Source organism: Coleofasciculus sp. G3-WIS-01 (genome assembly GCF_040223135.1).
Lineage (GTDB): Bacteria > Cyanobacteriota > Cyanobacteriia > Cyanobacteriales > Coleofasciculaceae > Coleofasciculus.
Genome location: NZ_JAVJZI010000274.1, coordinates 1 through 12,953, shown reverse-complemented (window position 1 = coordinate 12,953; position 12,953 = coordinate 1). Strand labels below are relative to the sequence as shown.

General features: G+C 47.9%; 6 protein-coding genes and 2 pseudogenes. 3 read left to right on the top strand and 5 right to left on the bottom strand.

The genetic code is table 11. The features are described from left to right. Positions 1–180: 180 nt before the first annotated feature. The 3 genes from RIM23_RS29410 to RIM23_RS29400 all read right to left on the bottom strand — a co-directional run bounded on the left by RIM23_RS29410 (position 181) and on the right by RIM23_RS29400 (position 8,209). A complete protein-coding gene (locus tag RIM23_RS29410) occupies positions 181–2,271 on the bottom strand; it encodes an ABC transporter ATP-binding protein (protein ID WP_446371868.1) in 2,091 nt (696 codons plus the stop codon). Positions 2,272–2,482: 211 nt separating this feature from the next. After that, on the bottom strand, positions 2,483–5,218 hold the full coding sequence (locus RIM23_RS29405) for a CHAT domain-containing protein (protein WP_446371866.1): 2,736 nt from the start codon (positions 5,216–5,218) through the stop codon (positions 2,483–2,485). A 174-nt stretch (positions 5,219–5,392) separates the two neighbouring features. Beyond that, on the bottom strand, positions 5,393–8,209 hold the full coding sequence (locus tag RIM23_RS29400) for a two-partner secretion domain-containing protein (protein WP_446371864.1): 2,817 nt from the start codon (positions 8,207–8,209) through the stop codon (positions 5,393–5,395). A gap of 88 nt (positions 8,210–8,297) precedes the next feature. On the opposite strand from RIM23_RS29400, the gene RIM23_RS29395 reads away from it, so the two are divergent. The 3 genes from RIM23_RS29395 (at position 8,298) to RIM23_RS29385 (ending at position 12,206) form a co-directional block, all read left to right on the top strand. Next, positions 8,298–8,876 (top strand): tail fiber domain-containing protein, encoded by a 579-nt coding sequence (locus RIM23_RS29395; RefSeq protein WP_446371862.1) that lies wholly within the window; start codon positions 8,298–8,300, stop codon positions 8,874–8,876. 112 nt (positions 8,877–8,988) lie between these two features. Beyond that, the gene (locus tag RIM23_RS29390) at positions 8,989–11,232 is read left to right on the top strand and encodes a TOMM precursor leader peptide-binding protein (protein WP_446371860.1); all 2,244 of its coding nucleotides are present in this window, start codon (positions 8,989–8,991) and stop codon (positions 11,230–11,232) included. Between the two features lie 11 nt (positions 11,233–11,243). Then, entirely contained in the window at positions 11,244–12,206 is a 963-nt protein-coding gene (locus tag RIM23_RS29385; RefSeq protein WP_446371858.1) for a pyruvate kinase, read from the top strand. A gap of 119 nt (positions 12,207–12,325) precedes the next feature. Here the strand turns inward: RIM23_RS29385 and RIM23_RS29380 are convergent. After that, a pseudogene (locus RIM23_RS29380) lies at positions 12,326–12,820 on the bottom strand (rubredoxin); the annotation flags it as partial. Between the two features lie 7 nt (positions 12,821–12,827). Further along, positions 12,828–12,953, bottom strand: a pseudogene (locus RIM23_RS29375) (RNA-guided endonuclease InsQ/TnpB family protein); the annotation flags it as partial.

The window sequence follows — 12,953 nt, the reverse complement described above, 5'->3', positions numbered from 1 at the left end:
ATTCAACAACCCTAACCTAGCTATCGCTGCTCTGTTAGGGATTGCTAGAGACAAATCTAGCAACGCAAGAGTTGAATATCCGCACTGAGTCTAAACTTGGTACAGACTTCCGAATACTTCCCTAGTTCGGATTTGATGACTTCCGTGGTGGAGGAAATTATTCCTGAAACCCACCTGAATCTATCGACGATCGCGTTCTAAATCACGGATGACTTTTTGCCAATACCAATCCTCAGAATGTCCCTGATTAATCCTTTTCACCTGACTCAGTAATCCCTTAGCCACTTGCCAATCCCCCTGAACCATGGCAAAAAGCTGATACTGGAGTTTAGCCGAGGGTTTGTTTCCATCAGACAACTCGCTAATATCAGACCAAGGAATCAATCCTCGCCCTGCTTGTTGTTGCTGAATCCGATCCAAGCTTCCGGTGGGAATAGATGCAATCAGCTGGCGCGTGTACTCTGTTTTCGGTTCCCGGTAAATGCTTTGTGCGTCATCAATTTCCTCGATTTTGCCCTTATTCATCACCATGATCCGATCGCTCATAAATTTAACCACGCTCAAGTCATGGGAGATAAAGATATAAGTCAGATTCAACTCATCCTTTAACTCACTCTGTAACTCCTTGAGCAGATTCAGCACCTGCGCCTGTACCGACACATCCAAGGCAGAAACCGATTCATCGCAGATAATAAACTTAGGCTCAAGTGCTAGCGCCCTGGCGATACAAACCCGTTGGCGTTGTCCCCCAGAAAACTCGTGGGGATAGCGGTTCATCCAGTCTGGCTTTAAACCCACCCGATCAAACAAATAGGCGGCGCGATCGCGACGTGCTTTGGCGTTATCCCCCCATTTATGAATTACCAATGGTTCCATCACCGCATCCCCAATCTTCATCCGGGGATCTAGGGAACTAAAAGGATTTTGGAAAACAATTTGCATTTTTTGCCGCATTTGCCGCAAGCGCTTGCCTTTTAGATGGGTGATATCTTTATTGTCAAATATAACCTTACCCCCCATCGGTTCAATTAAACGCAATAATGTCCGAGCAAGGGTCGATTTACCACAGCCTGATTCCCCCACCAGTCCCAATGTTTCTCCTTTGTAAACCTCAAAGGACACATCATTGACCGCCATAATATAGCGTTTAGTCTTGCCAAATACGTTGGATACAGGAAACCCCACCCGGAGGTTTTTAACAGCAAGTAGGGGAGAGGCTGAAGCATCAGCAATGGCGAGATTATCTCGCTGAATCTTTGCCCCATTTTCATCAATCGTCGGATATTTTTCGCGAATTTCTACCTTCCCCTCATCTGTTGTCACCTCCTCCATGAAGTCAGCAACAGTGGGTAAGTATTTTAGATGCTTTTCTAAAGTCGGACGACAAGCTAATAATCCTTTCGTGTAAGGATGCTGGGGATGAGAGAAAATCTGCCAGACATCGCCACTTTCGACAATTTTCCCCTGATACATCACCGCCACGCTATCGGCAATTTCGGCAATCACGCCTAAGTCGTGGGTGATAAAAATCATTGACATTCCTCGCTGATCTCGCAACCCCCGCAGCAAGTCCAGAATTTCCGCCTGTACGGTGACATCTAAGGCGGTACTGGGTTCATCCGCAATCAGAATCTCTGGATCACAGGCAATTGCCATAGCAATCATCACCCGTTGCAATTGACCCCCCGATAGTTCGTGAGGATAGCGCTTCAGCATTTCCTGTTTACGCTGATTCAGGTACTGGCTAATCGCTCGATCTGTAGCGGCGACGCGATCAGGATTTTCCTGTTCATACTCCTGTTTAAGTTCCTCATCACTAGGAATCAGACGGACTTCTTGCAACCGTGCGATCGCCTGACGCCGTGCTTCGCCTTTGGATATGTCCTGATGCTGTAAAATAGCCTCGATAAGCTGAAACCCGATTGTATACACGGGGTTGAGGGAACTCATCGGTTCCTGGAAGATCATCGAAATTTTACCACCCCGAAACCGGCGTTTTTGTTCCTGGTTCAGCTTCAGCAAGTCTTTGGGTTGAGCGCCATCGGCTTTGGCTTTAAAATAAATCTCCCCCTGAGTAATCTTACCCGGAGTTGACACTAACCCCATCACCGCCAGTGAGGTGACTGACTTCCCCGAACCCGACTCGCCGACAATACCCAGGGTTTGCCCCCGTTTCACTTGAAAACTAATCCCATCAACAGCCAGGACTTCCTTTTCATCGGTTTTAAATTTGACTTGCAGATTGCGAACGTCGAGAACGGTATCAGCCATGACACTCTAAAACGAGAATTAACAGAAATTTTAACAAGCAAATGCTAGATCATACCGCATCTCCATTTATTCGCGATCGTATAGTGTCATAATGAAAATAATAATTAAGTATAGCGATAGTAAGACAGGTTAGCTCTTGTATTGGCATAAAATCGAGACATCTGGGCGCAAATGCTCAAGCCCCTACGAATGTATCTGTTCCCCCTGCTTCTTACAACCAATTTCCCACTAAAACAAACGGTGCCCAGTAGTAAGGAAATTGGTACTGAGGCTTTTGCCGGAGTGCTAACTGAGTTCGACGCAGCGCCTCGGCTTTGTTGCTGGGATTGTTGGTTAATTCCTGATAAAACACACTCATAAATTCCCCAGTCGCCGCATCATCCACACGCCATAAGCTGCCGATGGTACTCTGGGCACCCGCTCGCACCGCCATACCGGCTAACCCTAATGCGGCTCGTTTGTCTCCCTGTGCGGTTTCGCAAGCGCTGAGAACCAGTAACTCAATCGCCTGATGCCGATTTAGGTTCGCAGATTGGAGAATGGTATCGAACTGTTTGACCTGAATCGGTTCATCCCAAGCCAATACAAATGTATCTTGAGCCGTGGAGCTAAACTGACCATGGGTGGCGATGTGAACAATCGGGAAATAGGATGACTCAATGGCTTTATATAAGGCGTCTCTGGTAAAGTCTTGATCCAGCAACACGACACTGGGTATTTCTGTCTTAATTTGGGCAACTTCCTGGGCGACGTTGGGTAGAGAACTAAACCCGTGGCGGGCTTGGGTTAATCCGGCTGTTAGGGTTCTTAAGGTTTGCTGGGGCAGGGGTTTGGGGTCTACTAATTGTAAGCTGGGTGCGATGGCAATGTTGTAGGATTCGAGAAGGTAGCGATTCCCATCATAGAGTGCTGCCATGGGAATGTTCTGTAAACCGCTATCTGGAACAAAGACCAAGGTTTTGATACCATTGGCGGTTAAGTGCGTCTCAATGGGTCGAATCAGCCAGTCGTAGACTTGTTCAGATAAAAGCAAACGATCGCGGCTGGGTAACTTGGAACTGAGGAGTTGACGGAACCGCTCTAAGGTTGATTCTACCTCGGCTTGGGCAAGCTGGGTTTCGTAATAGCTTAGGGGTTGTCCCGGCAAAGACAGAATGACGGCTAAATGGTTTGGTAATAGAATCGGATAAATAACAGCAGCGGTGGGATCAACTTGATCGATGGATTGGGGTTGAGGATTTAAACAGGCTTCTCGGAAGAAATTTTCCAGTTCGACTAATTTTAAGGATTCAATTACATTTCGGGCTTGAACTAAATTGTCTTGGCTGGGGTTTTCTTCTCCTGTGGGTAAGAGAAGATTTACCAGTTGTCGATAGACGGGTTCGACGGTTTCGGTGAACGCAAATTGCACGTCTGGACTAATGGCAACTAAATCCTGGCGTAATCCTTGGAGGATATCAACGGCTTCAGTATACGCCGCGATCGCACCTTGTGTGTTCCCTTGGGCATTGAGCAGACGCCCTAATTGCCAGGAAAAGCGGTAGGCGATATCGGGGGCTTGAATGGCTTGGGCAAGGCGCAGGGCTTGTTCGGTAAACTGTTGTGCATAGTCCCATTGCTGGGTTTGCTCGTATAAGCTGCCCAGATTTCCCAAGGCGTGGGCGGTGGCGGGTTTGTCTTCTAAACGTTGAGCCTGTTGTAGGGTTTTTGCCAGGAGGCGTCCGGCATTAGTATACAGTTTTTCCGGATCAGAATGATTTGGGGATAACGCGATGAGGCTTTTCGCCAGGTCAATCTGGGCATAAACTGAACCGCGACTATCGGGTATGGTATCCAGTTGGGACTGAATTTGAGGCACAAGGTATTCGGCTTGTTGCCACTGTTGTTGTTGAATCTGGAGGCTTAATTGATGGAGTTGGGCTTGAAGCCGCAGCCGGGGTGACGGTGCGATCGCGGCGGCTTGGAGATAGAATTCCATTGCGGCTTCTATCTCTTGTCCGGCTCGGGCTGTATTGCCTAAGTCTAAGAGTGTGGCACTCATTTCTAGGGCAGAGTCTAGTTGTTGAGCCACTTGCCAACTCTGCTGCAAAATGGTTTGAGCGGACTCTACATTGCCAACCAACAAAAACGTACTGCCTAGACTTCTCAATCCCGCCGCTTTAATCAGGGAATCGGGCTGGTTTTCCAGGGTTTGATACACCTCGGTTAACTTGTTCACCGCCCGACGGTAAAATCCGAGGCGTTTTAGGGCTTGTGCTTGGTTAATTTGACTGCGTAGGATTCCAGGGAGATCATCTGCCTGATGGTAAACCTCCGTCGCCTGTTGCCAGGTGAACAGAGCCTGCTCCGTTTGACCCAGGGTAAACTGTAACTGGGCTTGGGTGTTGAGGGCTTGAGCGAAGACACGAGGACGTGCCAGTTTATCACCCGTCTCTTGTGCATTTGTCAAAAGTTCCAGACTTTTCGCGATCGCACCCTTAGCTTGACTCCATTGTCCCAGATGTTGATACGCCAAAGACAGATTACTCAACACCATCGCCTGATTTAATTCATCGCCCTGGGATGCCAAAGACGCCGCCACTTGTTCCCAGACGTAAGCCGCTTGGGCAAATTGACCTGCGTCATAGTAAGTTCTCCCCTCTTGAATCTGCTGGGACAATCGAGTTGGAGGGCAGACGGCAGACGGCAAAGGGCAGACGGCAGACGGCAAAGCGCAAACCGACTCGGTAGACGAACAGGAGACAACCTGTGCCGGTTGTGCTGGGATATGGAGCAAACAAACAATCAAAACCGAAAAGGCGAAGCACAAGGCGAAAACAAACGCCTTCCTGTAGGGGCGGTAGGGGCTGTAGGGGCGAAGCATTCGCGCCCCAATCTCTCGGTTTTCTGCCCAATTCCCAACGCGAATGCTTCGCCCCATCACTCGTCCATCTCGTCCATCAATCATTTATCTGCCCATCCCTGGTTTATCAATCATTTATCTGCCCATCCCTGGTCCATCAATCATTTATCTGCCCATCCCTGGTTTATCAATCATTTATCTGCCCATCCCTGGTTTATCAATCATTTATCTGCCCATACCTGGTCCCTCCAACATTTATCTGCCCATCCCCGTCCATTCTCAGCGTACCGAGCAACTCACGCCACGGTGCCAGGAAGCGTCAGGAGTAACCGTTGGCGCTTGGGCAGTCAGGATAATCTGACCCTCTGGCGTTTTAATCCAACCTTGGGCTTCCACAATAGGAGCCGCAGACGCAGGCTTCAAATTGCTGGACATCCCTCGACTCGCACCCATTCTTGCCGTTGGCATGAGTTGGGTCCCTAAATCTTCAAGAACCACTTCACTGGGCATTATCCCACCCGGAGCAGGCGGTAACCCCCCGCGTCCCGTTACAATCAACTGACCCATGTTTCCCCCTAGACTAGCGCCACACCCTTGAGCCACCAAATTACTTACATCCAGCACATTTTCTGACAACGTAACCAGTTCTTTACTCGGGTCAACCTCTGGTGTATTAATCACCACGACACCATCAGTACCAAAGTCAGAACTGACCGTGATACAACTGTCTGGGGTATTCTGTTGGCAAAACCCAATTCCCAAAATTCCTTGGGCGGTAATTTGTACATTCCCGCCCCTCCCCTCAAACGCATTGGCAATGATATCGCTATTTTCAAACGCGGCGAGGAATGCCGTATCAATATCGATATTGCCGCCATTCCCTGTCCCCCCAGCTTCGGCAGAAATCAGACTGGTGCGACGCATCAATAATAAGCTCTCTGCCTGTAACTTAATATTTCCCCCTTCACCGGAAGCCGTTGCGGCACTCAGGATACCTTCAGTATCCAAAAAGATAGAACCCGCTTGTACCTGCAAATTCCCCGCATTGCCTGTTCCCTGATTACCAACCGCCACCCTGGCGCCATCGGATACCCGCAACTGTCCGGTATTAATCGCGACTGTCCCAGAATCATTAAACCCGCCAGTGGCATCCGCGAGTAACGCACTACTACCACCAACTGCTCCCTCTGGACCCGTACCTCTGACGTCTACTGACTCAGTAGCATTCACAATTAAATTTCCGCCTTTTCCGGTCCTGCCGATAGTCGAAGCCGCGACTTGCCCCCCATCTTGGACAATCAACTGTCTGGTATTAACCGTTAAGTCTCCAGCATTGCCTACGGTTAACCCTGTATCATCAAAATTCTGGGCATTACTAAACAAGCCACTGGGCAACAGAATAACGGGTGATACGCCGGTTACTTCTATAGAATCAGAGGCATTTACGGTCAAATTCCCGCTATCACCTGTCCCGAAAGTGCCAGCAAAGATTTGTGCCCCATCCCCAACCTTCAACCGCTCCGTGTTCACCGTCATACTTCCAGCATTGCCTGTACCTGTTTCAGCAACAGCCGTAAATAAACCACTCGGAAACAGCGCAATGGGTGATACTCCCGTTACTTCTATAGACTCAGCCGCATTGACGGTCAAATTACCGCCATCACCCGCGCCACCAGTACCGGCGAAAATTTGCGCCCCATCCTGAACCAGTAACCAGATGGTATTCACCTCTAAATCTCCAGCATTTCCCGTCGCTTCTGGCTGGGTAGCCGTAAACAAGCCACTCGATAGCAAATCAGAGGGAGAAACACCAATAAGTTCTACCGACTCCGTCGCATTCACCGTTAACCGTCCCCCGGCGCCCTCACCAAACGTAGCCGCTGATACCTGGGCGCCATCTCGGACAATCAAGCGTCTGGTGTTAATGGTTAAGTCTGCGGCAGCTCCGGTACTCCCCGCATCGGTTAATATACCTGTAAATCGCTGAACGTCTTCAGAGTCAACCCCGATTAACTCGACCAACTCAGCCGCATCTACCGTCAAATTCCCCCCTTCACCGGCACCAAAGGTTGCTGCTGATACCCTGGCTTCACCCTGGACAGTTAACTCTCCTGTAGTAATCCTCAAATTACCAGCCGCGCCACTGCTTTGGGTTTCTGCAAATAAACCACTGTCAAACTGTCCCCCAGCATCATTACCCATCAGGTTCACCGACTCACTGGCATTTACAATTAAATTTCCTCCGGGTTCTGACCCCAACGTCGTGGACTCTACCCGTGAATCTTCCAGGGTAATTTGCTTACCGATGAGCAGAATATCACCGCCCCCCATGCCACTGGTATCGATAAACGAGCCATCGGTGAGGGATATATCGGCTCGTGGGATATCATCGGGAACACTTAATTGAATTTGGTTGTTAGCAATACTTAACCCAACCGTACCTGCATCTGCCACAGCCACCAACTCAACCCAGCCACTTGCTGCGGTTAAATTACCCCCCACGATGCCGATATCACCACCGACTAGGGCTAAAGTATGTTCAGGCGGCACAGCTAGAGTTGACTGTTGTACCTGAATTCCTGGGGCTGTCGTGCCATATTGCAAACCAATGGGTACGCTAATTGTGAGTAGGGGTGGGGAAGGCGTGGTTGCACTAAATTCTGTGCCATCGGCAAACGTCATCCCATTAGCCGTACTGCCAACAAAAGAACCCCCCACATCTAACTGAGCATTCACACCAAAAATAATCCCACTGGGATTGATTAAAAATAGGTTAGCTGTACCGTTAGTACGCAGTAACCCATCAATTGTGGAGACAGAGCCACCTGTCACTCGACTAATAATATTCTCAATATCTAGGGCGTTATTGAAAAACGCAGACCCCCCAGTCGGTACAGAAAACTGGCTAAAGCTATGAAACAGGTTTCCACCCAAACGATCTCCATCTGAAATAGTGTAGTTGAGATTATCTGGGGCAGCGACAGTGGTGGATAGGGTTCCATCCCCAGCAATTTGCGCTCCAACTGGGTTAACGCTGACCACATAGCCGCAGACGAGTGCAACTACATTGCACCAACAGAGATGATGCCGTTTCATAATTAGTTTGTATAACAGATTTCTTAAAAACGTGGCTGGTCTGATCTAATATAGATTATCATAAATTGTGTCTCTGAGGAAAAGAATTATGCATTCCGAAGAAACAGGCTTAAGTAAATTAACTAGCTTGCTCGAAGAACTATCGGATGAGGAGGCAGGAGCTTGTGTTGGTGGTACAGTCACTTACGATGTCTATGTAGATGTACAGCCAGTAGATGATGCAGTTGAGAGTTTAGTCGGACCACAGAAGATTTTGGGTCTATATGCCACCCAGGACTCATTCCGAATTCGTGGTACATGGAGCGATCGCAACCTCAAAACCAACTTCGCTACTGTAGATGTACAGGAGATTCTCACCAAAGTCGCCACTGTGCCGATTGAAACCTGGAACTATAAAGACCAGAATCCCACAATCCGTCATATTGGACCGATGGCACAGGACTTTGCGGCGGCGTTTGCAGTGGGAGAGGATAATCGCTTGATTCATCCCGTTGACGCCAATGGCGTCGCCCTAGCTGCCATCCAGGCACTCTACCAGCAGCTTCAAGATAAAGATACTCAAATCAGCACCATGAATGCCGAACTCGATACCTTAAAGCAACAGATACAGGAGATTAAGCGACAACTATCAACTCCCCTACCCGTTGCCGCATTAAGTAGCAACTAAGAGAAAGGAGTCATAAAACGCGATCGCAGCATCTATCAGGGTTCATTCTTTATACTATCTAAAATTCACTTCCACCCCCTCACCCCTTCTGCCCTGAAACTTTCTAAAAGTAATGCTCAATCGACCCAAATTCAAAGAGCATTTCCACGTTGAAATTGCCCCCCCCAAGCATGTCTTCCTATTAAGCGAAAACAACCATTTTGCCTTGCACGGACGCCTGTATGTACTGCTTGCGCCTCTGCTAGATGGTCATCACTCTATTGATGACATGATTCAAGCCCTGCAAGGACAAGCCTCTGCCACTGAAATTAATTATGCCCTAACCCTTTTAGAGCGCAAAGGGTATATTACTGAAACCGATAATACCTTACCCCCTGAAGCGTCTGCCTTTTGGCATTTACTGGATATTAATCCCCAAATCGCCCTCCATAAACTGCAAAACACTAATGTTTCTGTAACCGCCTTCGGTAACATCCCCACAGAACCCTTTATTGCTACCCTAAACTCCCAAAGAATCTCTGTCAGCGATGTAGGAGATTTAGCCATCGTCCTCACCGATGATTATCTACACATTCGTCTAGATGCGTTCAATCAAAACGCCCTCCAAACTCAAACCCCCTGGTTATTAATTAAACCCATCGGCGCTGTTATTTGGATAGGACCCATTTTTTACCCCGGTAAAACAGGATGTTGGCACTGTCTAGCCCAACGCCTGAGACTGAACCGCCAACTCGAATTATTACTCCAAGACTACAAAGGAAGTGCCGCACCGTTTCCCGTTTCTCGTTCCATTTTACCCTCTACCTTGCACACAGGATTCAACCTTGCCGCCACAGAAATCATTAAATGGATTACGGGCAAAAACGACCAACTTATCGGCACAATCATCACCCTTGATGTGGTCAATTTAACCCTGCAACGTCACCGCTTAGTTCGACGCCCCCAATGTCCCCGTTGTGGTGATCCCAAATACCTGTACCAACAGCACATTCAACCCCTTCTACTAACAAGTCAAACCAAACAATTTACAGCCGATGGCGGACACCGAACCTGTTCCCCAGAAGAAACAGTAAAACGATATGACTATCACATTAGTCCGATTACAGGCGTGATCAAACGCTTATTTAATCCTTTGCCAACGAGCCATGATTTAATCCACATTTATCTCGCCGAACACTCTCTCTCACCAGCAGACAATGACTTGAATAATTGGCGTCAAGCGGTACACCTTAACAGCACAGGTAAAGGAAAAACGGATCAGCAAGCCAAAGCCAGTGCCTTTGCAGAAGCCATTGAACGCTATTCTGGAATGTATACCGGGGATGAACCTCGAATTCGAGCAACATACTCCCAACTGGGAGAATCAGCGATTCACCCCTATACCTGTTTCCATTACAGCGAATACCAATATCGAATTCGACAGGAATGGAACCAAAACCATCACGTCATTCACTGGATTCCCGAACCCTTCGATGAAACGCAAGAAATTGATTGGACCCCCGTTTGGTCCCTCACTCACCAAAACGTTAAATATCTTCCCACCGCCTATTGTTACTTCGGCTATCCCCTTCCCGAAACAGATGAATTTTGTGGTGCTGACACCAACGGTAACGCCGCAGGTAATACCATCGAAGAAGCCATCCTCCAGGGATTCATGGAAGTAGTCGAGCGTGACGCCGTGGCGTTGTGGTGGTATAACCGTGTCCCTAGACCGATGGTACAATTAGATAGTTTTGAGTCACCCTATTTGCAAAACTTGCTAACCTATTACAAAACCCTACACCGCGATTTATGGGTATTAGACATTACCAGTGATCTAAATATTCCCACCTTTGCCGCCATTTCCCGACGCACGAATAAACAACCCGAAGATATTCTTTTCGGTTTTGGCACTCATTTCGATGTTAACATTGCTCTATCGCGAGCCGTGACAGAAATGAACCAGATAGTATTTCTCTCCAATGGTGCTAATCCGAATAGCCAAGCCACCTTTTCGCGTCAAGATATGCAAACCTGGTGCGAAACGGCGACGTTAGAAAATCAACCCTATCTCGCACCCGACAGTAAAGCTACCGCTAAAGTTTATCAGGATTATACTCAGTGCTGGAGTGAGGATTGCCTGGAGGATGTCAAACGCTGTGTAGATATCGCCGCTCAACAGGGATTAGAAACCCTGGTTCTCAACCAAACTCGTCCCGATATTGCCATGAGTGTGGTTAAAGTTGTCGTTCCCGGTTTGCGTAACTTTTGGGCGCAATTTGCTCCCGGAAGGCTTTATGATGTTCCGGTTAAGTTGGGATGGTTAAAAGCACCCCTAAACGAGGCACAGCTTAATCCCATTCCCATGTTTTTGTGATGTGCTTCTCGATGAAAACGGTATTGACATTGGGACCGGCAACTGAAACGAAACCCTTGATTACTCACTTGTCCCAAACCGCTGATCGCTTTCGGCTGAATGTAGCCCATTTAACAGCAGAAGGCTTAAAAACCTGGTTAGAACGCTTGGCAGAAATTTTCACAGAACAAGGGAAAGCCTTACCGCTGGTTTTAGATCTACAAGGCGCTAAAATGCGAATTGGGAATTATCCCAGTTGTGACGATCTGCCCTCAGAAATTCGATTAGTTTTCGGTCACTCCTCTAATCATATCACCCAAGTGCCGATTCCACACCAAACATTCTTCCAAGAATTAAAGATTGGGGATAAACTGTCACTCAATGATGCCCGAATTCAACTCGAAGTTATCGAAATCCGGGATAAGAGTGCGACGGCTAACGTTATAACCAATGGAGAATTAAGTTCCTATAAAGGGATTAATCGAGTTGATCATCCTGTACCGTTTACCCAATTAAGCCAGCATGATCAGAGGGCGGTTGAGTTGGGGTTGAGGTATCCCTTTGTGCAATTTGCCTGTTCCTTTGTCTTAGACGGGAAGGAGGTTACACCCATTCGCCAGCAGATTGGCGATCGCTATTTAATTGCCAAAATCGAACGCCCTGAAGCTATGGGCTATCTCAGCCAACTAGATCAAGGGTTTGATGAATTGTGGTTCTGTCGCGGCGATTTAGGAGCGCAGGTGGGATTCAAAGCACTCGGACAATTACAAGCCGCGTTTATTGCCCAGTTTCCGCAATTATCACGTCCCAAGTTTCTCGCGGGTCAAGTGTTAGAATATATGACCCATTTTCCCCAACCTACTCGCACTGAAGTTGTGCATTTATACGATATTCAACAAGCCGGATTTGATGGAATTGTCCTTTCTGATGAAACCGCTATTGGACGATATCCCGCACAAGTTGCCGATTTTTTAGCCCATTTTTATGACCAATAACTAGATAATACTTACACGATCAAAGGTTGAGAAACCTAAGTCGGGGCGGGTTTAGTCAGTTATGGGTGCAACCGAAAAGATAGTTGTAGAGACGTTGCCTGCAACGTCTATACAACTGACTAAGCAGCAGCCGGTTCTTCATAGGGAATAAATAGTTTTTTCTTGGCACCGCAAATCGGGCAAGCCCAGTCATCGGGAATAGCGGAAAAAGGAGTTCCAGGAGCAATACCAGAATCCGGATCACCTTTTACTGGATCGTAAATCATGGAACATTGACGGCAAATCCATTTTTGAGTCGTCGGTTCATCGCTAGGAGCTTTTTTGGTTACAGTTTGACCCTCTAAACTACTCAGGGCGTCAGTATATTGACGGGCATGATGCTGTTCAATGCTCGTAAGTAAACCAAAATTGTGGGCAGCTTTACGGAATAGTTGGGCGTGTGCTTGAGATTCTTGGGTTTGAGCTTCAAATTCCGCTACAGCATCCTGATCGCGATCGTTCCTTGCCGCTTCAGCAAATTCGGGATACATGGTTGTATATTCGTAAGTTTCTCCTTCAATTGCCAATTCTAAACAACGGGAGGCGATCGCTTTTTTCTGTTCTTCATTGACACTCCCCGCCCTATAAGAGCGGGGATTCTTCCGTCCTCTGGATTCCAGTGAATTTACCCTCAGAAAGCATCTTGACCGTGTGTCCCACGGCTGCAAGTCCACGAATACAGACTACTTGAGCGGCTGCAACGTCTCT